General features: G+C 55.6%; 15 protein-coding genes. 9 read left to right on the plus strand and 6 right to left on the minus strand.

Features of this window, described 5'->3' with window-relative positions:
* Positions 1-19 precede the first annotated feature (19 nt).
* Positions 20-1,564: a POT family MFS transporter gene (locus MJ923_RS14300; RefSeq protein ID WP_240591680.1), complete on the minus strand. Its 1,545-nt coding sequence runs from the start codon at positions 1,562-1,564 to the stop codon at positions 20-22.
* 211 nt (positions 1,565-1,775) lie between these two features.
* Between MJ923_RS14300 and MJ923_RS14305 the strand changes: the two genes are divergently transcribed.
* On the plus strand, positions 1,776-5,750 hold the full coding sequence (locus tag MJ923_RS14305) for a response regulator (protein ID WP_240591681.1): 3,975 nt from the start codon (positions 1,776-1,778) through the stop codon (positions 5,748-5,750).
* 2 nt (positions 5,751-5,752) lie between these two features.
* Positions 5,753-6,880: a hybrid sensor histidine kinase/response regulator gene (locus tag MJ923_RS14310; RefSeq protein WP_240591682.1), complete on the plus strand. Its 1,128-nt coding sequence runs from the start codon at positions 5,753-5,755 to the stop codon at positions 6,878-6,880.
* Positions 6,881-7,173: 293 nt separating this feature from the next.
* Here the strand turns inward: MJ923_RS14310 and MJ923_RS14315 are convergent, their stop codons facing one another.
* On the minus strand, positions 7,174-8,784 hold the full coding sequence (locus tag MJ923_RS14315) for a S8 family serine peptidase (protein ID WP_240591683.1): 1,611 nt from the start codon (positions 8,782-8,784) through the stop codon (positions 7,174-7,176).
* Between the two features lie 276 nt (positions 8,785-9,060).
* Positions 9,061-9,441 (minus strand): hypothetical protein, encoded by a 381-nt coding sequence (locus MJ923_RS14320; protein WP_240591684.1) that lies wholly within the window; start codon positions 9,439-9,441, stop codon positions 9,061-9,063.
* 119 nt (positions 9,442-9,560) lie between these two features.
* On the opposite strand from MJ923_RS14320, the gene MJ923_RS14325 reads away from it, so the two are divergent.
* Both MJ923_RS14325 and MJ923_RS14330 read left to right on the plus strand, forming a co-directional pair.
* Complete coding sequence (locus tag MJ923_RS14325) at positions 9,561-10,514, plus strand: AraC family transcriptional regulator (protein ID WP_240591685.1); 954 nt, start codon at positions 9,561-9,563, stop codon at positions 10,512-10,514.
* Positions 10,511-10,948, plus strand: a complete 438-nt coding sequence (locus MJ923_RS14330) for an OsmC family protein (RefSeq protein ID WP_126167576.1) — start codon at positions 10,511-10,513, stop codon at positions 10,946-10,948. The genes MJ923_RS14325 and MJ923_RS14330 overlap by 4 nt, the downstream gene beginning before the upstream one ends.
* 146 nt (positions 10,949-11,094) lie before the next feature.
* Here the strand turns inward: MJ923_RS14330 and MJ923_RS14335 are convergent, their stop codons facing one another.
* Together MJ923_RS14335 and MJ923_RS14340 are read right to left on the minus strand one after the other, a co-directional pair.
* Entirely contained in the window at positions 11,095-14,346 is a 3,252-nt protein-coding gene (locus MJ923_RS14335) for a S41 family peptidase (RefSeq protein ID WP_240591686.1), read from the minus strand.
* A gap of 364 nt (positions 14,347-14,710) precedes the next feature.
* Positions 14,711-16,507, minus strand: coding sequence for a M61 family metallopeptidase (locus MJ923_RS14340; RefSeq protein WP_240591687.1), 1,797 nt, complete (start codon positions 16,505-16,507; stop codon positions 14,711-14,713).
* Between the two features lie 140 nt (positions 16,508-16,647).
* Between MJ923_RS14340 and MJ923_RS14345 the strand changes: the two genes are divergently transcribed.
* The 5 genes from MJ923_RS14345 to MJ923_RS14365 all read left to right on the plus strand — a co-directional run bounded on the left by MJ923_RS14345 (position 16,648) and on the right by MJ923_RS14365 (position 23,166).
* Positions 16,648-18,804, plus strand: a complete 2,157-nt coding sequence (locus MJ923_RS14345; RefSeq protein ID WP_240591688.1) for a tetratricopeptide repeat protein — start codon at positions 16,648-16,650, stop codon at positions 18,802-18,804.
* 135 nt (positions 18,805-18,939) lie between these two features.
* On the plus strand, positions 18,940-20,496 hold the full coding sequence (locus MJ923_RS14350; RefSeq protein WP_126167580.1) for a GGDEF domain-containing protein: 1,557 nt from the start codon (positions 18,940-18,942) through the stop codon (positions 20,494-20,496).
* Between the two features lie 46 nt (positions 20,497-20,542).
* Entirely contained in the window at positions 20,543-21,898 is a 1,356-nt protein-coding gene (gene ppnN, locus MJ923_RS14355; protein ID WP_240591689.1) for a nucleotide 5'-monophosphate nucleosidase PpnN, read from the plus strand.
* Positions 21,895-22,653, plus strand: a complete 759-nt coding sequence (xni, locus tag MJ923_RS14360; protein ID WP_240591690.1) for a flap endonuclease Xni — start codon at positions 21,895-21,897, stop codon at positions 22,651-22,653. The genes ppnN and xni overlap by 4 nt, the downstream gene beginning before the upstream one ends.
* Positions 22,654-22,776: 123 nt before the next feature.
* Positions 22,777-23,166 carry a DUF3192 domain-containing protein gene (locus MJ923_RS14365; protein WP_126167583.1) on the plus strand — a complete coding sequence of 130 codons (390 nt, stop codon included), beginning with the start codon at positions 22,777-22,779 and terminating at the stop codon, positions 23,164-23,166.
* A gap of 93 nt (positions 23,167-23,259) precedes the next feature.
* On the opposite strand, the gene MJ923_RS14370 is transcribed toward MJ923_RS14365, so the two are convergent.
* Positions 23,260-26,049 carry a S9 family peptidase gene (locus MJ923_RS14370; protein WP_338092238.1) on the minus strand — a complete coding sequence of 930 codons (2,790 nt, stop codon included), beginning with the start codon at positions 26,047-26,049 and terminating at the stop codon, positions 23,260-23,262.
* Positions 26,050-26,276: the final 227 nt, after the last annotated feature.

Genomic DNA, 26,276 nt, shown 5'->3' on the forward strand with positions numbered 1-26,276 from the left:
GGAGCTTTAAGCCATAAATCTAAACCTCGACCGCCCGGTAATGGTCCTGCATGCGGTAGTTTTTGGCATATAACGCAAAAATAGCCGCGGCCACCAGCGCGAACCCGGCAAAAAAGAACATCTGGAACGCCGTAACCGACAGCCCTGTGGTGGCAATCCAGTCGGTCATCCCCTGCCCCTTCACGCTGGCATTGGCCAGCAGCACCCAGAGGTTGCCCACGGTAACCGACAGGGTCCAGAAACTCATGATGGTGCCTTTCATCGACTTGGGTGCCTGGCTGTAAGCAAACTCAAGCCCGGTCGCCGATACCAACACCTCACCGAAGGTCAGCAGCGCATAGGGCAACACCTGCCAGACAATGGACACGGCGTTGCCGCCATCCATCATCAACTGAATACAGCCAATCACCACCCAGGACAGTCCCGAGAAGGCGATACCCGAGGCCATTTTGCCCAGCGCCGTGAGTCGAAAGCCCCTCCGCTCGAGCATGGGATATAGAACAAAGTTATTGAAAGGAATGAGGATCATCACCAGCAACGGGTTCAGCGCCTGCATCATGGCGGGCTCAAACCACTCAGGCTTGGTCATTTCATTGGCCTGCAAAATCCAGGTTGACGCCTTTTGATCGAACAGCGACCAGAATGGCGTGACCAGCGCAAACAGCACCAGAATGCGCATCACCGAGCGTACGCCCTCCACCGCATCGTCGCCGTGGCTCGCGCGGGCACGCTCAAGCTGCATAGAAGCGCCTGCGCCCACAAAGCCCATCAGCAGCACCAGAGCCAGACACAGGGAGGTTACCAGCCCCAGGGTTGGCATACACCCGAGGGCCACCAGTGCCAACACAGTTCCCATCAGCGCCAGCACCAGGCCGCTGCGGCTCCCCCCGGGGCTGAGCAGTGCAGTTTTCACCACCGGCAAAAAGCCATTGGGGTCTTTCTCCTGCGGCGCCATATGCACATAACGGTGCCTCCCGGCCCAGAAGAACAGGGTGGCAATAAACATCAGCACCCCGGGAATGCCGAACGCCACCGCCGGGCCAAAGTATTTCAGTAGCAAAGGCATGGTCAAAGAGGCAAAGAAGGAGCCGAAGTTGATGGTGAAATAAAACATGTCGAAGGCTTTCTGGGCCAGCGACTTGTTGCTCTGATCGAACTGATCCCCCATAAACGACGACACCAGTGGCTTAATGCCCCCCGAGCCCAGCGCAATCAGAAACAGCCCCGAATAAAAGCCGGTTTTACTGTCTTCAAAAATTGCCAGAAATGCATGCCCCACACAGTACAGCAGCGACAGCCACAAAATCGTGTGGTACTTGCCAAAAAAGCGGTCGGCAATCCAGCCCCCCAACAGCGGAAAGAAATACACCCCAATCACGAAGGAGTGGAACACGTCCTTGGCCTCACCGGCCCGCAGATGCTCGGGCACCGACAGCAACAAGGCCGTCATCAGGAAGGGGGTGAGGATGTTGCGCATGCCGTAGAAGCTGAAACGCTCGCAGGCTTCCGAAGCAATGATGAACGGGATTTGCCGTGGCCAGTGTCCCTGATTGGAGTTCGCCATGTCTGTCCTTGTTTTTCTGGTAGTTGCAGTGGTGAGTATTTGTCCAATCCTACCCGCTTTGCTCAAGCAATGCACCGACGGCGCTCACGCCGGGCGAACGGCAAAACTGAGTATCCAACTGACTGAGAAAACACCGAATAAATGTCGAAATGGCAATTATTGCCTACACTTTTCAAAGCCCCTGCTGCCACAGAGTCTTTGGAGAACCCTGATGCGCTTTATCCGCCATCTGAGCATATTGCTGTTTACCCTCACGGTATTGCTGCTGGCTTTTCAGGCCAAACTCACCCATGACTTTCGCACCCTGACCGAGGAACTGACTCAGTCATACGACGAAGCGCGCTACAGCCTGTCGCTGGCTCAGGAGGTGCGCAGCAGCTCAGATCACCTGACCAAATTCGCCCGCGCCTACGCCGTTACCGGCAATCCCAAGTATCAACAGCTTTTCAATTATGTGTTGGCAGTGCGTAACGGCCAGATGCCTCGCCAGCATGGTCATGAATTCAGCTATTGGGACGTGATAGCCGCCCCCGGCGCCGACATTCCACCGCTGGTATCCGGCGCCCCCCAGTACACCGCATTGATTGACGAGATGATTGAAGCCGGGCTTACCGACAGCGAGCTGATGCAACTAAAGCAGGCGCTCAATACCTCCAACGAATTGGTTTCCATGGAGCGGCTGGCATTCGATTTGGTAGCGGGCAAGTATCATCCCGAGGGCAAGCCGGATCTGCTCGGCGCCAGTAAAATAGTGTTCAGCGAGGCCTACTTTGGCGAAAAGCGCAAAATTATGATGCCGCTGTCAGACTTTTACGATGCGCTGAGCAAGCGCCACGATACCAAGGTTGATGCCGCCGAGCAGGCACTGCTGACTTTTAACAGTGAGCAGCAGTTTACCCTGGCGCTGCTGGCACTTTTTACCCTGGGCACCTTTGCTGCCATCTGGCGCTGGTACCTGCATCCATTGAATGCCATGCAGGAGAAAATGACCCAGCACGTGGAGCGGCATGACTATCACTTCACTCTGGATGAAGACGATAAAGGTGCTTTACGGCCCCTCGCCATCGCCCAGAATCGCCTGCTGGCGGAAGTGGCCACCCAGCTGGACAGCAATCAGGCGCTGAAAGAACTCTCGGACGCGACCCGTGGCTGCGAGACCCTCACCGAATTTGGCGACAAGGTTATTCAATTCCTGATGTCCCGCTATGGTTTTCCACTGGTGGGATTGTACCTGCACGGGGATGACGGTCTGTACCGCATTGCCGGGCTTGGCTATCCGGCCGATGCCGAACGCCTCGCCGCCGAGGACAGCCTGCAAATGCGGATGCTTAAAGCCAAAAAGCCGCAATCACTCAAAGGCCTGGATGGTCATTACCGCTTACCGACACTCGGCGGCGAGCTTGCCCTGTCCGAGCTGCATTTTCTGCCACTGCAAATCAACAAACAGCCCATAGGCCTGTTGGAAATTGGCTGCATTGGCGCGCTGCAGGAATCGGTCATCCATTGGCTGGATGTGATAGGCAGCGACCTCGCCATAGGTATGCGACTGTCCTACAACCAGCAAAAGCAGCTCGAAGCCGAGCGCAAGGTCAGCGCCCAGCTTCAGTTTAACCAGCAAGTGCTGAATGCTATCCCCAACCCCATGTATTACATAGATAAAAATCAGCAACTGATTGGGGTGAACACCGCATTCATTACCTTCTGCGGCCTCAGCGAAGATGAAATTCTCGGTCAGAGCCTGAGCGGCCTTTACAGCGAAGCGGCGGAGGATTTCAGTGCCGCACATGAATCCCTGCTTACCAGCCCCGGCAATCTGGATTATCAGCTTACCCTCAACAACGCCGAGGGCGATGTGCGCCAGTTTGGCGTGTACGAAGCCACCTACTATGACGCCGAACATAAGCCCGAAGGCGTGGTGGGCCTGCTGGTGGATATCAGCGAACAGAAAGAGTTTGAACAGGTATTGCAGCAGGCCAAGGATTCCGCCGACGACGCCTCCCGCGCCAAGGGCGAGTTCCTGGCCAATATGAGTCACGAAATCCGCACCCCCATGAATGCCATCATCGGTATGTCGCATCTGGCATTGAATTCCAAACTGGATCCCAAGCAGCGCCACTATGTTACCCGTATCGATCAGGCCGCCAAGTCACTGCTTGGCATCATCAACGACATCCTCGATTTCTCTAAGGTCGAGGCTGGCAAGCTGCAGCTGGAACACACCGACTTCCTGTTGGATGACGTGATGGAAAACCTCTCCAATCTGCTGGGGATCCGCGCGGAAGAAAAAGGTATAGAGCTGCTGTTTGACCTGTCACCTGAGCTGCCACTTGGCTTGGTGGGCGACCCGCTTCGCCTGGGGCAGGTGCTGACAAACCTCTGCGGCAACTCGGTGAAATTCACTGAAAAAGGCGAAGTCATCCTCAAGGTATTCCCGCTGGAAACCACAGAGAAGAAAGCCCACATCCGCTTCGAAATCCGTGACAGCGGCATCGGTATGACCAAGGAACAACTAAGCCGCCTGTTCCAGTCATTCTCCCAGGCCGATGGCAGCGTGACCCGCAAATACGGTGGCACCGGCCTGGGGCTGACGATTTCCAAGCATCTGGTCGAGCTGATGGGGGGCCATATTCTGGTGGACAGCACCCCGGGTCAGGGCTCGGTGTTCAGTTTTGATGTGTGGTTTGGCCTGCAGGAAGCCAAGGCACGGGATCTGTACCAGCCCATAGAGTCGCTCAAGGGCAAACGCACCCTGGTGGTGGACGACAACGATGCCGCCAGGGAAATCATGAAAGGGCTGCTGGAGGCCATGAGCTTCAGGGTCTCACTGGAGGCCTCCGGCGCATCAGCATTGGCCACCCTGGATGCGGCCAACGCTATGGATGACCCGTTCGATCTGGTATTTATGGACTGGCAGCTGCCCGGCGAAGATGGGGTGGAAATCAGTAAAAGGATCCGTGCTAACAAAGTATTGCAACAGCCTAAAATCATCTTGGTTACCGCCTATGGCCGCGACTTTGCCATTGGCAACGACAACACAGAGAACCTAGACGGCCTGCTGATAAAACCCGTTAATCCCTCGCTGCTGTTCAACGCCATCGCCGATGCCTTCGGCGGCCGGGTCCTCAGTGCTGATATGGAGCCCTCCGATACCAATACCGTCAGCGGTCTTGCCGGGCGGCGCATTTTGCTGGTGGAAGACAACATTACCAATCAGGAAGTGGCCGCCGGTATTCTTGAGCAGCAAGGCGTGAAACTGCTGTTAGCCAACCATGGCCAGGAAGCACTGGAGCTGCTGGAGCGGGAACCCATTGAGCTGGTGCTCATGGATATGCAGATGCCGGTGATGGACGGTCTTACCGCCACCCGCGCCATCCGTAGCCAACCGAAATTTGCCAGGCTGCCAATTATCGCCATGACGGCCAACGCCATGGAGCAGGATATCAAGTCCTGTATTGAGGCGGGCATGAATGCCCATATCGGCAAGCCCATCGAAGTGAATGATCTGTTTGAAAAAATGCTTAAACATCTTGGCGATGGTGGCGATTATGTGCCCGTGGCCTCAACTGAGACCGAGCCCAAATCCCAAAAGCCCGCCCCGAGTGCAGGCTCCCAGGAACTGATATTCGACCCGGCCGATGGCATTGCCCGCATGGGCGGCAATGAGGCGCGCTTCTGGCAGATAACCGCCAACTTTATCGACCAACAGCTTGCCACCGAAACCGAGTTTTTAACGGCAATCGACGCCCAGGACACCGCCAACATTGCCAATATCTGCCATGGCATCAAGGGGGCCGCCGCCAACCTCGGCATCATGGTGTTAAGCCAACTGGGCGCTCAGCTCGAAGCGCTGGCCAAAAGTAAAACCCTGCCCTCTTCGCAGCAGGCCGCTCAGCTATACGCCATGCTGGCAAGCCTCAAGGCTCAGGTGGAAGGTCGCCTTGGGCCGCAGCATCCAGAAGCAGATGATGCACCAGAGGATGACAACTGGGACAACGCCATGGCACAAATCGCCTTGTTGGTGTCCCAGGGAGATACGGAAGCCATCGACAAGGTAAGTGCACTTGCCGCCACATCGGCCGGTGCAGCAAGGCGCCTCAAGGCATTGAACAGCGCCCTGGGTAACTACGACTTCGCCCTGGCCGAGGAAGAGCTGGCCAAACTGCAAAGTCCCGTGGAAAGTGACTGACCATGAGCCATGAAATACTGATAGTTGACGACATGCCCGCAAATCTGGAAATGCTGCGGGGGATCCTGAGTCAGGAAGGATACAGAGTCAGGGCGGCCACCAATGGCAAGCAGGCACTGCAGCTCGCTGCCAGCAAGCCGCCCGATGTGATTTTGATGGATATCAACATGCCGGAAATGGACGGGCTGGAAGCCTGTCGGCGACTTAAGTCAACGCCACTGCTGACCGATATTCCGGTGCTTTTTATCAGCGCCAATGAAGATGTGAACGCCATCGATGCCGCGTTCAAGGCCGGCGGCGTGGACTATGTCACCAAACCATTCCGGCCAAGGGAAGTGTTGGTGCGGGTGCAAAATCAACTGTCGCTACAGCAGCTCAAGAGCCAAAAGGCCCGTCAACAGCTGTTTAATAGCCTGTTTCAGCTCACTGCTGGTATCGCCCACGAAATCAACACCCCGCTGGGGGTCAGTATCACCGCCGCCACCTTTATCAATGACGCCGGTACCACCCTGGGTTCGGCCATGCACGACAACAGCCTGACCGCGGAGCTGCTGATGCAATGCCTCGATCATGTCAAAGAAGGCACAAGCCTGATTGAGGCCAACCTGCAACGGGTGTCGCTGCTGGTGGACCGCTTTAGGGAGCTGGCGCAGGACCAACGTGAACTCAGCGCCAATCGTTTTATTCTCAACGATGCGGTGAACATGGCCACCAGCATTTACAGCAGCGAGTTGGAGCAGGGCTCAGTGAAACTGACCGTAGATGGCGCCGAGGCTGAATTCACCATGCCGCAGCTGTTGCTGGTGGATTTGCTGAAAGAGCTTATCCGCAATGCGCTCGATCATGCCCGTCAGGACGACACCCGGCTGATGATAGCGGTCAAGTTCAAAGTCCAAAACGGCTCTCTTATCATGGACTTTCAGGATAATGGCCCCGGGATGTCGGAAACCTCATTGCCAAGGCTATTTGAGCCCTTCTACACCAGCAAGCGCGGTGGCAGCCACTGTGGTCTCAGTGCCTGTCGGATCCACAATCTGGTCTATTTCAATCTGGCAGGCCAACTGGAAACCAACAGTGGTGAAGGTCAGGGACTCAAGTATCGCATACAGATCCCGGAGCATAAACTGTAAGCCTGCTCATACCGAAAACCCATAGCACGTGGGCAAAGTAAAAATGAAAGCAGAAAAAACGACGCATTCACTGCGGCGTTTTTTATCAGGCTGATGCCCTGATATGCCAAACATCTCAAGCGGCACATCTCGAACGGCACATTTAGAGCGACACATTTCAGGCAATGCATCTCATACAAAGCAAACTGGGCAACACACCTTGACAATAGCGCGCCGCTCTCTGTGGCCTCTCTGACTCATTATGGCTCTTTTCAGCTCACTGCGACTCGTTGTGACTCATAAGCAAGGGCTGCCTAATTGCAGCGCTTGCCCTTACAGGTGCTGCCTCCGCCGCCACTGCTGCCACCGCCACCAACACTACAGCCATTGGCACTGATGTAATCGGACGCTGCCTTGGCCTGCACTAAACCATAGCCGTAGGCATCATCCCGCCCGGCAGGGCCCAAATCCTCGGCTGTGGCCCTAAGCACGGCACGGATTTCTTTATTGGAGCAGTTAAGATGCTGACTCCACACCAGGGCGGCCACCCCCGCCACATGGGGAGTGGCCATGGAAGTGCCACTGAAATAGGCGTAGTGGTCGGCGGTTACATCCACGCTTGCAACCAAGCCAAGCTGCGTCAGCAGCTCAGCACCCGAAGTATCGGACACCCCCACCGAAGGGATGGTCGTTGCCACACCGCCGAGCGTACCATAGAGGTCACCGGCGACATTGTTATAGATGATAGCGCCGATACCGCCTCCGCTTTGGCAGTTGAGCACCTTGTCGGCAAAGCTGACGCTGCCGCGGCTGATAAGACACACCTGACCATTGGCATTACATACACTGTCGCCCAAACCGCAATTGACCAGATTGCCACTTACACTGGCGAGCGGAGAGCCTTCCATCGCCGCCGCGGCTAACGCATTTACGCCCACAGTCACCGCCGCCGTTTGCGCGCTGCCCATGGGCACAGTAGAAAGCACGCCAACCCCCGGGCCGGACAGCTCAACCTGGCTGGTTTGCTGGGAGAAGTCGGCGACGACTTTGGCCGAGTCAATGGCCGCAACCGAAACCACGGCATTGTAAGACGCCGGATAGGAATGACGCGTGTTGCCGTCGTTACCGGCGGCCGCCACGCTTAAAATCCCCCGATTCTCGGCATCGGCAAATGCCCTGTCTTCGGTGCGGCTCTTAAGCGGCCCACCCAGACTCATATTGATTACTGTGGCTCCGGCATCATCACACCTGTCGAGTGCCGCCACCAAACCCGATGAATAGGCCCAGCCTGATGCATCGAATACCTTTATGATGTGCAGATTCAAATGGCCGCCGGGGTTAACGCCCTGCACGCCAAGGCTGTTGTTCAGCGCCGCTATGGTGCCTGCCACGTGGGTACCGTGGTGGTTTTCATCGGTAAACCAATTGCCGGTACCACTGTCGCTGGTGCCATCAAGCTGATTGCCGGATAAATCTTCATGATTCTGGTCGATGCCAGAGTCGATAATGCACAGGGTGATGGCACCGGCATTGCTGTCACTGACCTGATTGGCCTGCACCATGGGGATGCCATAGGGCATGGTCTGCGCCATTGGATAACGGGGCGCATCCAGCTCGACATATTCGATATTGGGGTTTTGCATCAGGCCGACCAGGGCCTTGGCTGGCAACATAAAAGCAGCGGCATTATGGCGGGACAAATCCTGCACCATCTTGCCGCCGGCGGCCTGCACGCTGGCTCTGGCAGCTGCACCGTGACCGGGTTTGAATGTAACGATATAGCGCCCGGGTGAAGCAGACGCGACTTGTACTGATGACTCGGCGGCTGAGACTGGGCTCAAACCCGCAGTGAACAACCCGAGGGAGATGGCGACAACCAGCGGCGTGACTGTACCCATGGCAGGCTCCTTGATGTGGAAATCCATGCCAGTCCCTTGACTGTCCGGTGACGTCCGTGACCAAGGTGAGTCAACAAATCATTAACCACCTATCTGTTAACTTATACGCCCGGGCCTCAGTCCTCTCAACGTTCTGCCCCGCCTTATAAGCAATCAGTCTCACAGCGCTTTTGTGCATCCCTGATAACCGCTTTGCCAATAATAACGGCCAATGTTTTTTGTCCCGAAAGCTATAAGGCCTCTCCCCGGTCTAAGGGAGAGGCCTGTCACTGAAACCCGCCGGAAGCGGATAAAATTGGCGTCTTATTTAGCGCTGATCACATCCATGTCGTACCAGGGGGTGGGATTGATTGGGCAGCGGAAACGCACGCCTTCCGCGGTCACGTTGACCACGTCACTGGTGCGGGTCTCACCCACTTCAAGCGGAAACATGTCCAGTGGCTCATGGGTGGTGAAGTTTTGCAGCTGGAAACCTACCAGCTTACCGGCCTTGTTGGTGATAACGAAACGGTACTTACCTGGCTTGAGCGAAGCCAGAGTATCGCGGGCGCTGAAGTGGCCGCCGTGCTGCTCAAGGTAGATATCGGTAACGCCATCGGCGCCAACGGTTGGGGTGGCAGCAAATGTCGACAGGCTCATCAGCAATCCGGCAGCGGCTACAATCGATTTAAACAGGTTTTTCATGGTTGGTTCCTCTTGGTTTTTAAACAGTTTCGAAAGCCATTGCAGAATAGGCCGAGCGGCCCACCAGCAACATGTGCGAAAAACCGGCTTTTATGTTCGAAAGTTCACAAGGGAAAGGAATGATAATTGACCATAGCCCCGAGCCCGGGCTTGAGCGGCTGCTCAGCGGCCTTGAGCTCAGTGCCACCTTGTTTTTCCGCGGCTGGGTGTGTGACAGCTGGCAAACGGATACGTCGGGGACCGGGCTGGCAAGCTTTCATCTGCTGGTCGCGGGCAAGGCATGGTTGCACCGGCCAAATCAGGCGCCACTGGCGCTGACAGCAGGCGACATGCTGCTGTTTACCAAAGACACGCCACATCAGTTGAGTTTTTCCACCGAGCCGCCTGCTCAGATGATGCTCCCACCCACCCACTGGCCGTTGGGGCAAGCTCAGGGGCCAGCTGTGCCCTCACAGATGTCCTCAGAGGCGCCTTCAGAGCCAACGGCACTGATTTGCGGTCACTTCGATTTTCGCGAGGACAAGCTGCATCCGCTGCTGGCGAGTCTGCCGGTGCTGATCCATATTCGCCGTGACCAGCGCATTGGCGCCCTCGATGGCCTGCTCACGGCGCTGATTGATGAAGCAAGCCGCGATGCCTATGCAAGCGAAGTTATCCTCACCCGCCTGTGCGAGGCGTTTTTCCAGTGCATGCTGCGCCAGTTGCCTGCGGACGAGCAAAGTAAGCTGGCAATCCTCTCCCGCCAGCCAGGTCTTGCCCGGGTGCTGGACAAAATGCACTGTGAGCCCGATGCTCCCTGGAGCCTGGAAAGCCTGGCGGCAGTCGGCTTTTACTCCCGTACCCGCTTTGCCACCCTGTTTAAGGACTTTACCGGGCTGACTCCGCTGGCGTATCTTAATCGCTTACGTCTGATCCGCGCCCGCAAGTCGCTGCTCGCCGGTAACACGGTTGCCGCCGTGGCCGAACAAGCGGGCTACAGCGACGAAGCCGCCTTCTCCAAAGCCTATAAACGGCTGTTTGGCGGCTCGCCCGGACAGACGAGACGATTACCACAACAAGGAGCATCCACGTGAGTTTCCGTTTGCAGACCAGCTGGCAAGCCAGCGACGCCCCGGAAGGCGAATTCAACCGCGATCACCTCATTCATTTTGGCAGCGGCCAGAAAATTCAGGCTTCCTCAGCGCCCGAATACAAAGGCAACTCAGCCATGGTAAACCCGGAAGAAAGCCTGCTGGCGGCGCTGTCGTCCTGCCATATGCTGACCTTCCTCGCCATCGCGCACTTAAAACGCCTGCCGGTGAAAAGTTATAACGACAACGCCCTGGCGGAACTGGGTAAACGCGACAACGGCAAGCTGGCAGTGAACTATATGCAGCTCAATCCCGAAGTGGAATTTGTGGAAGGCGTTGAGGTCAGCCGCGAAACGCTGGAGAAAATGCACGAAAAGGCGCACGCCAACTGTTTTATTGCCAACACCCTCGACTGTGAAGTGGAAATTCGCTTCTAAGGCAAGTTCAGGGTCTTTCGCGCCAGGCTGGTGAAAGGATAAAAAAACGGGCCGTACCGACTGGGAACTACGTTGCCGGTACAGCCCTCAAACTGCGGGCGACCTGGTCGCCCTTTTTCTTTGCCTGAGTTAAACAGGCCTCACGCTTACTTGATGTCCGCAGCCTCACCCTTGGCAGGCATAGGCTTGGCGTTGAGCGCAGGCACAGGCTCAGCGGTAATTCTGGCTTTAAGCATCTCAACACCCTTTTCGAGCTGGGCATCGAAACCGGTGAAGGTGGCATAAGGCAGGTTGTCGACTTCGACATCCGGGCTCACGCCACGGCCTTCAATCACCCAGCGACCATCGATGGCGTACTGAGGATACTCGGCCACCCGCGCCATACCACGGTCGGTCAGCGAGTTACGGCCAGAGAGCCAGACACCGGCACCGGCAGTTTGCTTGCCAACAAGAGGCGCCAGCCCCAGTGCCTTGATACCGGCAGAGAAGGTTTCACCGTCTGAGTAAGTCAGCTGGTCGGTCAGCACCACCAGATGACCACGGAAGGTTTGCTGCATGTTGGTGGAGGCATCGCCGTGGGTTGGCTGCCAGAAAGCCCAGGCCTTACGCAGCAGTTTTTCAATCACCCAGCTGTCGATATTGCCGCCGCGGTTACGGCGCACATCGATAATCAGCCCCTCTTTGTCATAGTTGGCGTAGAATTCGCGGGCAAAGGAAGCAATGTCGCCGGCGCCCATGGCGTACAGGTGCAGATAGCCAATCTTGCCATCGCTGTCCTTGCTCACCTTGGTGGCGTTATGGGTTACCCAGTCCTGATATCTGAGCTTATCTTCTTCGTTCACAGACACAGGCCACACCACGGTTTGCACCGCCTTACTGCCGCGCTTGAGTGACAACAGCACCTGCTTGCCACCCTGATTGCGCAGCATGGAGGCCACGTCTGCCACTGTGGTCACCTTGCGGCCATTGATGGCGGTAATAAGGTCGCCTTCGCGGGCATCCACGCCGGGACGGGCCAGCGGCGCCGCCATATTGGGCAGCTCAGGATCGGTTTTCAGAATATGTTCAATCTTCACGCCCTGGGAGCTTTGCGCCAGGCGGGCACCCAGCCCGGCCGGATTTGGCGTATTGGCATCCTTGGGCAAATCGCCGCCACGCACCTGAGAGTGCAGTGCATCCAGCTCGCCCATCATCTGCATAAAGAGATCGTTCAGTTCATGGCGGTCAGTGACTCGCTCCAGCAGTGGCAGATACTTGTTGCGGGTAGCTTGCCAATCGAGGCCACGCATCTTCTTGTCGAAGAAAGAGTCTCTGTGCATCAACCAGGCATCATCAAACATCTGGCGCCATTCGGCCTTGGGGCTCAGCTCCATCTGCCAATCCTGGGTACGTACTCTGGCGTTGGCCAGATCCCCCGGCAGCTTGTCGCCTGCATCCACAATCAGCAGCTCCTTGCCATTGCTCTTTTTCGACAGCAGCAGCTTTTTGCCATCAGCCGACAACACATAGTTGCCGATATCGTCGGCAAAGGTCTCAAGCTTGGGCGAAAGACCATCAAACTTGGCGACCTTCAGTGACGACTGCTGACCGGCAATATCGCCATCGAGCACATAAAGCTTGCCATCGGCAAGACTCAGATTACTGAAATTCCCTGTTCCTACAGGCACTTGCCACAGGCGACCTTGGATACCGTCCCAGTCCACCTTAAGCTTAAGCTCGCCCTCGGCCTTTTCAGGGGCTGGCGTGCTGAGCTCGGTCGGACGCTCGAAGGCGAAACGGGCATCGGCGCTTAAGGCCAGTGCAAACACGCCGGTGCGGCGGTCAAACACCGGCCCCATGTTGCGATCGCCCCATGGCGAGCCAGGGGTGGCGTTAAATTCACGGTTCGACAGGAAGTAGAGCCACTGACCATCGCGGCTGAAAGCAGGAGAGAAGGACTCATACTTGTCGCTGGTGAGGCTGTGCTGCTGCTTCTCTTCCAGGCTGTAGAGCACCACTTGCTGACGCTGCTTGCCCATTTCATTCATCGACAGGGCAATAAAGCGGCTGTCCGGTGACCAGATAATGTCGCCATATGGACCCAGGCCCTGATGACCGGAGACAATCAGGCTGTTACTGCCTTTTTTGATGTCGTAAAGGTACAGGTTACCTTCATAGTCGTCGTGGGCCAGATAGCGGCCGTCCGGGGAGGCCACCAGGCTCATGCGCATGGTTTTGGCATCCTTGGTCAGCTGCACCGCGCCTTCACTGCCATCGGCCGGGAAGCGCCACAGCTCCTGCTCGCCGGAGGCATCGCTGATACCGTACACATACTTGCCTTCGCTGCCGAGCACGGCGTTACGTACCCGACTGTCTGCAGGCGAACTGATTTGCACCAGACGGCGACCATCAGTGGCGGCAATGGCCACCTGGCTGCGTGCAGTAATCACCGCTTTATCGCCAGAGGGTGCAAAACGCACGTCGCTGACATAATCCATGGGGTTGTTTACCCAACGCGCGCGGCGGGCGGGGAAATCCGACGTCAGCTGCAGCGGCAGAACGCTGTCTTTGCCACTGGCAATATCCAGCGTACGGATATCGGCGCCCATCTGGAAAATCAGCTTGCCGTCGTTAATGCGGGCAGCGCGGATCTGGAAGTCTTTGTACTGGCTGTGCTGCTTAAGGTCCTGACCATCCGGCGTCACCGAATAGAGGTTGTCGTTACCATCGGCATCACTGATGAAATAGAGGCGCCCATCCCAGAACATTGGCTGGCGCAGCGAACCTTCATGACCAGACAGCAGCCGCTCGGCTTCCGTTTTACTGCCAAGCTTATAGCGCCACAGCTCACCACGGGCACCGCCGCGATACACCTTGGCATTGTCACCGGTGGCCTGCAGACCAAAACGCACGAAATACACATAGTCGCCACTGCTGTCGAGCGCGCCTTCAATGGCATCGGCCAGTGGCAGATCTTCGGTCGTCAGCGACACTGGATCCGCAAGACGCAGCACCCAGTAATTGGCCGGACCAAAGACATTATTGGTGGAATACAGCACCTTGCCGTCCTGACTCCAGCCTTGCAGACGAACGCGGGCGTTTTCGAAGCTGACACGCTTGGGCTCACCGCCGCTAATGGGCATCACATACACTTCGTCGGTGCCGTCATAATTGGCCACAAAGGCCAGTTGCTTGCCGTCGGGGGAAATGCGCGCCTGGGTTTCTTCGGCGGCCTGGGTAGTCAGACGGCTGGTATGTTCACTGCCGACACGGCCAAGCCACAGATCGCCTTCGGCGGTGAATACCAGGGTATCGTTGTGCAGTTCGGGGAAGCGGAAGTAACCTTCACTGCCATAAGCTGGCAGACCAAAGGTGCCCAGGGCCAGCAAGCAGCCGGCAACGGAGAGACGCAGTTTCATTGGGTGATTGTCCTGTCGTTATCGCTATCTTTTTTATCAGTATCAGGAACGCTTATCGCTGATAAACCATGCCGCCAAACGCCTGAGTTGGCGCATTTCCGTCCCGCCCCCCGAATAAAGGGGCGCGCTTAAACCGATGCTGCGCTTGGCAAAATAAACCCGACACTACCAGAGCAGCGCGCCCTTGGCAGCAGAAACCGTTAACAGAAGTTTTAGCAAATGTGTATTTGGCACCCTGCGCGTTAACCAAGGCCGCAACCAAGGTTCAAGACACTGAAGTTTGCCGTAACATGGTCAGCCACAAAAAAATGCCGCCGCTGTGGTTACACTGCGGCGGCATTTTTTTGGGGATAAATTAGAGGCTTCAGCTCTTCTTAAAGTCGCCCTTGGCATCGAACGGCCAATCAATGCCGAGCCAGGCCTTGAAGAAGGCCTTCTGCTTGGACGATACCTTGTCCAGCGGCTTGATTTCGGCCTTGCCTTCGGGGCGGGCGCTGAGTTCAAGTTCGGTCTCGCTGAGCTTATCGTCGGCAAAATAGCTCACCCGCACCTTGTCGCCGGGTTTGAAGTCAGCCAGACGCTTATCAAAGCCATCGGCGGTAACCTTCAAACCATTGATAGCAACAATTTCGTTGCCCGCCACCAAACCGGCTTTCCAGGCGTTGCCGCCACGGTCCAGCGTCTGGATCTTGAGGCTGCTTTGGGTAAAGCCGGGGTATGGCTTTTGTTTGCCCTCCTTGCCATAAGCAAGCTTAAGGCCCGCACGGGATAAGAGCTCATCGAAATCCAGCGCCAGCGGGCTGTCGATATTGGCATGCCACCACGAAGCGTAATCCTTACCTGTCAGCGACTTAAGAATGCCTTTGACATCAGACTCTGTGTAACCCTTTGGCAGGGCAAAGTCCTTGTACAGATTGCGGTGTACGTCGCGGTAGGAGTGCTTGAGTTTAGTATCGCTGAGAATGGCCATATCCAGCGCCAGCGAGGCCATGTAACCCTCGGAGTAAATATTCACGCTGTGGTTATGGGCATAGTCGCCGCCCTGGGCCACCCACTGCCCCAAACTCGCCTCGGCCACCGACTGGATTTCACGACCGGGGGTGTGCTGGTGTCTGTCGATACGGGTGGCGATGTCTTCCAACAGCTCCTTGGGGGTGATCACGCCGGCGCGGGCCAGCAGCTGATGCTGGAAGTAGCTGGTGGAGCCTTCGGCCATCCACAGCAGACTGGTCATGGCTTCATTTTGATAGTCGTAAGGCACCAATCCCGCCGGACGGTAGGCTTTCACGTTCCAGGTATGGATAAATTCGTGAGAGGCGGTGGAGATAAAGCGGAGGTAGTCCTTACGCTCGCGGAACATAAAGCGTGGCAGCTGGATCACTGTTGAATTCAAATGCTCGGTGGCGCCGCGGGCACCGCTGGTGGCATGCACCATATAGACATAACGCTCAAACGGAAAGCCATCCCAGATGGCATTGGCCTGGGTGCCAAGCTTGGTCAGGTCGGTCACCATCTGCTCGAGGTCATAATTGCCCTCACCCCACACCACCAGCTCATAGTCGCGGCCAGCGGATGTAAACTTCCTGTGGTGGCTGATGCCGGTTTCGATGGGCGAATCCACCAGCACATCGTAGTTGGGGGCCACAAAACTGTGGGCGCCGTTGCCACTTTGCATGCCGGAATAGCTTTGCCATTCACCGGGCACCTTAAGGCTTACCGTCACGGCTTCATCCCGAAACGCCGGGCTGTACATAAAGACGCTGCTGGCATCCAAATAAGCATGTGTTGCATCTATGTGGCGGGTGCGCTGTCCCAGTTCATCGGCATAAAGCTGATAGCTCACGCTCACCTTGCTGGGTTTGGCAAGCTGGATAACCCACTCGCCGCTGGCGTTTCGCTGCCAGGGCAGCTCCTGGCCATTTTCATCCACGGCCACAAAGCGGCGCACCCCGTCCGCCAGCGGTAATTCCTGATATTTACCGGTGCGCCAAACTGGCAGGTTCACGCTGAAATCACCGGCGGCGATTTGAGGAAATTTCACTTCCACCTTCGCCAAATGTTGGGTAGGTGAAGTCAGATCAATCTGGTAATCCACCCCGGCCCAGGCGGAACTCGCCAAAAAAAGTGACAGGGGTAAAAAGGCTGTTATCTTCTGTTCCACTCTGTTGTCCTTATAGGTATGATGGAATCACTTAAAAAGGGCTTGAGTATAACAAGACTATCAACTCCCCTCATCCCGATGTCACAAATGCTGACAATTTCGCGTTTTTCCACAGGGGAGACTTGGGCGATGGAAAATCTATGCGACTACTTTCATTGGTATTTTTTGTATTAATCTTTGCTTTTTCCCCTTTGGCGTCGGCCAAAGACCTCAAGTCCGAAGAAGTTCAGCTAAGAGAAACCCCCCAGCGACTGTTTGACCGCATCAGCGCCGCCCTTTCGTTGCCCGAGGCGCCGCTGGCTTCCAGCGAGCAGCTGAGCTTTTATGCCCGCGAGCAAGGGCTGTCCCCGCAGGAATTGTCAGAACTGCTGGTCCTGATCGCCCGCGCCAACCTGCAACCCAACGTCAGCAACAGCAACAAGCGTCAGGACGTTGATATCATCACCCAGTCACTGGAAAACACCGCCACCACCCCTTACCAAAGAGCCATGGCGCTGATGCTCAAAGGCCGGGCAATGGCGAGGCTTGACCAAAGATTCGAAGACGCCGCCAGCTACTTTATTCAGTCGCTTACCGTTGATCAGGAGAGCCAGAGCCTGGAGTCGCAACTGCTGCGCCTCAACCTGCACGAGCAGCTTGGCACCATGTATCTGATGATTAATCAGGACGTAACTGCACTGGTACATCTGCAGAAGTTTCGCGACCATGCCTACCAGCTAAGAAACGACTACCTGATAGCTTCCGCCGAAGCCGAGCTTGGCAAGTACTACATCAAAAAACAGGAGCTGACCAAGGCTCTGCAGCACTACAGCGAAGCCTTACGGCTGTCGGACCGTGAAAACCACCCCTTCCAGCGCGCGTTTTTGCAAATGCAGCTCGCCAAGGTATACCGGGATCTGGGACAAAGCTCCGATGCGCTGGCCCACGCCCATGAGGCGGCCGAGACCTACACCCGCCTCGGCATAGATGGTTATCTCTCCTCCACCCTGACCGTTATCGCCGTGACCCACGCCGGTAACAACGAGTGGAACAAGGCCATCGATTATTACCTCAATGCTCAGCAGGTCGACCGCCGCAGCAGCAATTTCAGTGCCCTGGCGCGTAATTTCCACAACCTCGGCGAAGCCTACAGCAAGCTGGATGAGAACGATCTTGCGCTGAATTATCTGGAACAGGCCAACCAGATGTTTGTTGAGCGCAAGATGAAACATTATCTGGTTCACAACGAAGTGTTGTTGGCCGAAATCCATTGCAAGATGAGCCATTGGGCCGACTGTATTCTCCACGCCGACAAGGCGCTGCCATTGGCGGAGCAACAGTCGCTCGATGAAGTAAAAATAAGCGCCCTCAAACAAAAGATTATTGCCGCCAAGGCGCTGGAAGATTTGAATGCCGCCATCGAACATCAGGCGTTGATTATCGAGCTGATGGACAGCCCCAAGGCCGCCGAAGCGACGGTAACAGGCGCTGCCTCGGCATTGACCGAACAGAAGCTGAAACTGGATTTGCACCAAAAAGTACAGCAGCTTGAAAACGCCAGCGACACCTTAAGAGAACGCACCATTCTCGCCGCCGGCGCTGTGATGCTGGCACTGATTTTAGCCACCATTGTTGGTCACTATCGCCGCTCAAAGCTTGAGCTTAAAGCCCAGTGCCAAGAGCTTGCAGCCCGCCTGCCCCAGGACCCCATCACCGGCCGCGATGGCTACCGGGCCCTCTGTACCGCGCTTGAGAAGGGTCAGGTGAAAGCACTGGCACTGCTGCGTGTTCCGAGTCTGTGTGAGGCCGATATTCATATTGGCCAGCAACGTATGATTGATGCGACGCTCAGCACCCTGAAGGCTATCGAGACTTTGCCGGGCATCAAAGCCTATCCAATGCGCCCCGGACTTATTGCTCTGGCACTGGACGGTGCCATCGATGCCCCCGATGCACTGCTGTTTAATCTGCGTAACCAGCTCACCGACCTTGAAGGCCAGCTGCAACTTGGTTTTATCAACCTGCCGCTGCTGCCAAACCCCGAGCTGTCCATTCCCCACGGCATTCATCTTGAAGTGCTGCAAATGGCATTGGCAGGCATAGATTCTCTCGCCGAAACCAGCGACATATACCTTGGTTTCCGGGCGCTGGACTTTACCCCATCGGCGGTCTTCAGCCAGCCACTGTATTTGCATCTGGAGAAGAGTATCGGCCGCGGTTTGGTGCGGGTGGAAACCAACGGTGACAAGGAAAATCTGCGCTGGCCACTGTGGAAAATGCCGGATTATGCCGATAAGGAACTACCGGATGTGATTTAGCAGTCAAAAATGCAGCAGCCGCACCCGGTCTGCATTTGCACAATCCGGTGATTGCTATACCATTAACTCAATAGGCAAGATGCCAATATCCATCGCGGTTCAGAGCACCGCACACACGTCAGGAAAGCATTCTGCATGAAGGATTCCAACGAGGCGATCTCGCAAATCACCTTACTCAAACAGAAGCTCCATTCTGCCAAAGTGGCATTGGACGAACTGAACGAAGATCGCAACACCAAGCTGCAGACATTGCTTCAGTTTATCGGGCATCTCAGCCTCGCCTGTAAGGGGCAAAATCTCGAACTCGATAACAAGCTGGCCAAACTGCGCCACCAATTGTCTACCTTCGAGCGACTCGACGATGCGCTGCCGGAACTGGTTGAGGTTGAACGCCTGCTCAAAGGCCAGTACCACCATGTGATGGCTCAGCTCGAAGAAAGCCGCGCCGGACTTGGCCGGGTTATCCGCCAAATTCAGCGGGTCGATTCAGTACCTGACAAGCTCAAAAAAGAAGTCACCTACTTCAAACAGGATCTCGCCAAACCGCTGCACACCGTATGGGAGTACATTCCCAAAGTAGAGCAGCTGATTGGTTTCTATGAAGAAATCCTCGCCCAGCAATTCCAGAGTGGTGAAAAGCTTGCCGTGCTGCCCAAGCACAGACAACTTGCCCACGAACTGGCTCAGATGATTTCGGAAATCGAGTTTCGTAAAGATCAGCGCGATCAGGTGCTGGTTATTAAAGAAATGCTCGCCGGTGATATCGAAGTGGAAGGTCTACTCGATGCCTACCAGACCATTTTGTCGCTGCTGATAGACAATATCGCCCGCGAGAAAAGCGCCTCCCAGGAATTTCTTTACGCCCTTAATGATGCCCTGTCGGCGGTACGTGAGGTGGTGAGCGATTCATACAATCACGCCCAGCGCAGCCATCAGCTCAAGCATCAGCTAAACCGCGAAATCAATACCCGGGTCGACAGCGTTGGCGAAGCCATTGTCGACATTGAAGATATTGGCATGCTCAAGAGCCAAATCACCGAGCAGCTGTCCAGTCTGCGCTCCGCCCTCGCCCGCAAAGAAGCTCTGGAACAGCGTGAGCAGGCACTGCTGCGCAAGTCGATGGAGACCATGCGCAAGGAGCTGAACGAGCTTTCTGAAGAAGCCAGTAACTACAAAGAGCGCCTGTTCGAGCAGCAAAAGCTCAACCTGCTCGACAGCCTGACCCAGTTGCCAAACCGTGCCGCCCTCGAAGAGCGTATGGAGCAGGAATTCCGCAACTATCAACGCCACAAGCATCCGCTGTGGGTGGCGGTGGCCGATATCGATCACTTCAAATCCATCAACGACAACTTTGGCCACAGCACGGGTGATAAAACCCTGCAGGTGATTGCCATGGCGCTGAAAAACTCACTGCGAGATACCGAGTTTGTGGCCCGTTATGGCGGCGAAGAATTCGTTCTGCTAATACCAGAGGTGTCGGCTTCAGATATTGAACAGCTGCTGAACCGGGTACGTGAGAAAGTAAAAAATATTCCATTTAAATTTAAAAATCAGAGAATTACAGTTACAGTATCTATAGGGGCTGCTCGCGTGATGGACAACGAGCTCATTCACGAAACCTTCGAGCGAGCCGACGCAGCCCTTTACAAAGCCAAACATGAAAGCAGAGACAGGGTGATCATCGACAACTAGCCCCAACGGGAGGCCGGCAACTCCTGTCACTGCTTAAGGAGTTGCTATGATAGTGAAAGTGAGCCCCCGTGGCAGCATGGACCAACTGTCCCAACTGGAAGTTGATCGCCTCAAGCAAAGCGCCAAAAGTCCCCTCTATCAACTCTACCGCAACTGCTCCCTGGCCGTGTTGGCCTCGGGGCTGAAAAGCGACAGCTCAACCGAGCTGTTTGATGCCTATAAAGATTTTGAAATCAATATCCTGCAACGTGAACGCGGGGTAAAACTCGAACTGGTCAATCCCCCTGAGCAGGCCTTTGTGGATGGCCAAATAATCGCCGGCATTCAGGAGCACCTGTTTTCGGTGCTAAGAGACATACTCTATATCGCCGACAAGTACGATAACCTCAAACACATTAACCTCACCAACGCCAGCCACATCACCAATGTGGTGTTTGATATTCTGCGTAACGCCCGTGCCCTGCCCACCAAAAACGACCCCAACGTGGTGGTCTGTTGGGGTGGTCACAGCATCAATGCCATCGAATATCAATACACCCGTGAAGTGGGTTATCAGCTGGGGCTGAGGAAACTGGATATCTGCACCGGTTGCGGCCCCGGCGCCATGGAAGGGCCCATGAAAGGTGCTGCTATCGGCCATGCCAAGCAGCGGATTTGTAACGCCCGCTATATCGGCCTGACAGAGCCCAGCATCATTGCCGCCGAGCCGCCCAATCAGATTGTGAACGAACTGGTGATCCTGCCGGATATTGAAAAGCGCCTGGAAGCCTTTGTGCGCCTCGGTCACGGCATTGTGATTTTCCCCGGCGGCGCAGGTACGGCCGAAGAACTGCTCTACCTGCTCGGCATCTTGCTCAATAAAGCCAATAAAGACATCCCCTTCCCGCTGGTGCTGACCGGCCCGAAAGAGAGCGCCGACTACTTCATTAAAATCGATGAGTTTATTGGCGCCACCCTCGGTGAAGAGGCCCAGAGCAAGTACCGCATCATAGTGGATAACCCCGAAGAAGTGGCCCGGGTCATGAAAGAAAGCATGGAAGAGGTGAAGGTGTTCCGTAAATCCAACGGCGATGCCTACCCCTACCAGTGGTCGCTGAAAATCGAGCCTGAATTCCAGCTGCCCTTTGTCCCCACCCACGAGGTGATGGCAAACCTGAACCTTTACTTCCAGAACAACAAGGCCGAGCTTGCCGCCAATCTGCGACGGGCGTTTTCCGGCATTGTGGCCGGTAACGTAAAAGGCGAAACTATTCGCCTGATTAAGCGCCATGGCCCATTTGAGATTAAGGGTGATCCCAAGCTGATGGAGCTGATGGACGAGCTGCTGCAGGCCTTTGTGGTGCAACAGCGGATGAAACTCCCCGGCAGCGCCTATGAGCCTTGCTACAAGATAGTGAAATGAACCGACTGCTGATAATCGATGGCCTGAACCTGACCAGACGCATCCATGCGGCTTTGCCCGACGAAGCCGACATGGACAGCCTATACGATCGGGTCACCCAGGCCTGCCGTAAATTGCTGCGTGGCCATACTCCAAGCCACTGCGCCATTGTCTGGGATGGCGATGCCATCTCCTGGCGCAAACACCTGTATGAAGACTACAAAAAAGGCCGTAAACCCATGCCTGAAGCCCTTGCCAAGGGGCTTGATGGGCTGAAAACCGCGCTGGCAGAGATCCAGGTACACTCGGTCAATGCCGAGTCAGAAGCGGACGATGTTATTGCCACCCTCGCCTGCAAGCTGGCTGCCAACGGCGGTGAGGCTATAATTGTCTCCACCGACAAAGGGTTACTGCAACTGATGTCGCCCCACATTCGCCAGTGGGATCATTTTTCCCAGCAGTTTATCGATATTGAAGCCTTCGAGGCCAAGCTCGGTATTGAGCGGCACCAGCTGTTGGACTATATCGCCCTGTGCGGCGACAGCGGCAACAAGATCCCCGGCATTCCCGGCATAGGTCCCAAATCCGCCAGCGAGCTTTTACGCACCTATCGCAGCCTGGCAAACCTCTACCACTCCCTTGGCACCCTTGGCAGCCGTCAGGCCAATAAACTCAGAGACGGCCGCGATATGGCCCGTCTGAGCTACAAACTGGCCCGCCTGCAAACCGAGTTACCGCTGAATCTCAAACTCAGCGAACTCAGGGTGGTGCAATAGCATCTTTACAAGCCAAATTTGTAACAATTGCTACATGGCGTTTACCCTTTCGTGCGCTTGCAGTATCTTTATCGCCATTGACGACTGCACCACAGTCAATCAGTGGTACAAGAGGAACGGAATATGAAAGGAAAAGCTCCTGTGGTCATTGGCTCGGTATTTGCCGCTTATCTGGCCTTTGTGGGAGTGGTAGCCATTGGCTACGAGCCCACCCCGGAAAACATGGATTGGGAAGACAGACAGGTTTTCAACAACAAAGCCCTGGCTGAACTGGTGATTGGGCAGGACATCGCCTCAGTAAGACAACTGCTGGGCGCACCTGACTTCAATGAGGCCAAGTCGGTCAACGACACAGCGCTGCAGGTCCTGTTTTACCGCACTCACCACGAGAAGTCAGACGGGGTAACCACCAAGGATGAATGCACCCCATTGCTGTTTAAAAACAATCAGTTGATTGCCTGGGGCTCAGACACCTACAAACAATACCTGAGCGAAACACCAGCCGGAATTTAGCACTGATTCTGCAGCAGTAAAAAAGCTGCGAAACAGGCACAAAAAAGCCGCCCGAGGGCGGCTTTTTCAGTTGATGACATTTACCTTTGCGGCTCAGTCGGCCTTATCGTACTCACGGTACGGCTCGCCCTGTTTAAGCCATTCAGGGGCTGACGCACCCTTCAGATAATGGTCGAAATACTCTTTCATACGGACACTGTAATCGAGCTTGTTACCATACTGCTTGAGGTGATGTGGCTCGCCCTCGTATTGCAGCAGCACCACATCCTTACCTGCGCGGCGCATGGCCAGATACAGCTCAACACCTTGCTCCCAGGGCACCGCATCGTCTTTGTCGCCAAACATGATCATCATGGGCGTCTTGATCCGGTCGGCATAGAACACCGGTGAGTTTTCAACGTACTTGAGCGGCGCCTGCATCAGACTCTCGCCAATGCGGCTCTGGCCGGTTTCGTACTGGAACTGGCGAGCAAGGCCTGTACCATGGCGAATACCACTGTAGGCACTGGTCATATTGCCCACCGGAGCGCCGGTAATGGCTGCGGCAAAGATATTGGTCTGGGTCACCGCAAAGGCCGTTTGATAGCCACCCCAGGAGTGGCCCTGAATGCCCACCGCTTTGGGATCGGCAATGCCCATCTCAATCAGCTTCTGTACCCCGGAAGTGAGCGCCTGCACCGAGCTGTTGCCCGGGTAACCAATCTCGAAACGGATATCCGGCAGGAACACCGCGTAGCCCTGATCCGCATACCAGGCGAAGTTAGGTCTGTGGTTGATGCGCATGTCCGGGAAGGCATGCAAACGGTCGCTCATAAAGCGATAGAAGTACACCAGCACCGGATAACGCTTACCACTCTGGTAACCTGCGGGCTTTATCAGCACCCCATCGAGTGGCTTGCCATCGGTATTGGTCCAGTGCACCAGCTCAGCTTTGCTCCAGGCAAACTTGTCGCGCTGGCCATCTAGGCGGGTAAGACGCTCGAAATCGCTAATATCGTTCACATCGGCGCTGTAAAGATCTGGATACTTATCGAAGCGCTCACGGCTGAAAATCACGGTATTGGCATCTTTGGCGCGAGCCAGCACATGCAGTTTTTCATCCTTGGCAAACTGCGCCTTTACGCCGCTCTTGCCCACCTCGGCACGGTAGAAACCGTCAGCCTTGGTGCGCTCGTTGTAGCCTTGCAGCAACAGGGGTTGGCCTGCCTTCAGCGTGGCCGGCGGCTCATCTTTGGCCTGATAGAGACCTTCAACCCGGTAGCTGATGCCGTCTTTGCGGCCATCGGTAAGCTTAAGCGCCGCCGCGCCCGCCTGAGTCGCAAGCTGCCAGATATCATATTTGTCGTACACCAGCAGCGCCGACTCATCGGCAAGCCAGGGGCCAAAACCGTAACCAGGCGCCTCAGATGGATAATCATGGTCTTCATCGGCAAAAGGCACGTTCAGCGAAGCAGTTAAGCTTCTATGCTTGCCGCTTTGCACATCCCACAGCTGCACCTGCCCTTCGCGGAAAAACGCGGCGAAGTGGCCATTTGGCGACACCACAGGCTCGCTGTTCGATGGCTGACGTTTGGTTATCAGGTGGCGCTCGCCATCCAGGGTATCGACCAGATAGAAATCGCTGAAAAAGCCTGCCCAGGTGATTTCCTTCAGATAGGGTTCGCTGGATTTGGCCATCACAAAACGGCCAAACTCAAGGGTATCGACTTCCGGCACCTCTGGGGTCGCCAGCTGTACCACCTTGTTCTGGCCAAGGTGCCACACCGCCGTCAGGGTGTGCTTTTTCAGCTTGTCGAAGGTTTTGATTTCGTGGGGTTTAATGCGCGGATCGTCCCCATGCCACAGCTTCAGGCCACGGCTGTCGCGGATAACCGCCTCATCCAGCAAGTCGGCTTCAGTTTTAAAGGCCTTGAGTGACAACACCTTGCTGACTTCGGGCACAGTACCAAAGAAAACTCGCTCGCCATCTTTCGAGAACGACATGCTGGAGTAACGATTGAGCTGCCAGCTTTGTGGATGCGCGGCAAAGGTCACCTTGCCGGTGGCGTCAATCAGACCGAGACGATAGGCACGCTCATCGATGCGGGTATCGGCGCTGCCGGCGCTGAAAGCAATCTGGCTGCCATCCGGACTCAGTGCCAGGGCGCCAAGCTGTTCGCTGGCCGACTCGAAGCGGGCGCTTGTGTCCAGTGAGCTTAAGGATACTGCCATCAACCTGTGGGTAGTGTTGGCAATATCATTGATAAGGACCGCAGCAGTGTTCCCTTGCTTATCAAACGCATAGGCTGTGACATCGTTAAATTCAGCCTGTTTACCGGAGGCCAGTGCCAGCAGAGTTAATGCGCTGCCCTTATCGGCCTTGTCGATTTTTGGCTTTTTGGCCTCGTCGGCCTTGGCGGTTTGCTCAGGTGCCTTGCTGTTGGCTTCAGCCTTGGCGGTGTCACCGGCTTTGTCGTCGTCCTTTTCTTTGTCTTTTTTCTCATCCTCTGGCTCAAACCAGATGGCCAGCACCTTGCCGCTGTCGTCAAAGGCAAAGTCTTTTACCCGCTCGAAGCGCTGCTCTTTGCCGGAAGCGACCTCCACCAGCACCATGCCTGCCTTTAGCTTCTTTTTGGCTTTGGCATCGCTGGTTTCTTTGGCAAGCAGGCTTGGCTCAAGCTTCATGGCCACATAACGGCCATCGGCGCTGACCACAGGATCTGATGCACCGGCTATACTGAGCTCAGGTTTACCATTGGTGCCTTTAATGAGGGTGCGGCTGTCGCCGCGGTCGGGCGCCACTTCCACCGCAAGCAGCTTGCCGTTGTCGGCCAGAACCGGTTTTTTAAGGGATTCAAACTGCATAATGTCCTGCAGCGTCATTTTACCGGGCGATGCAGCCATCGCGGGTAAACTGAGGGGCAGACCTAGACTGGCGGCGCCTGCGAGCGCACAAAAGAGTCTTGAAGGCTTCAAATGTCGTCCTCTTATATGTTGTTATTCGACTAAAGTAGACTTTTTAAGGCTTAGGGTTTGAATCATCTTTCTTAGCCTTGATTTATGCAAGTTAGCCTACAGAAAAAACCGAGCTTTTGCTCACCTTTTCCTGTGAAAAATGTATAAAAGTGTTT

The organism is Shewanella zhuhaiensis, assembly GCF_022484835.1.
Lineage (GTDB): Bacteria > Pseudomonadota > Gammaproteobacteria > Enterobacterales > Shewanellaceae > Shewanella > Shewanella khirikhana.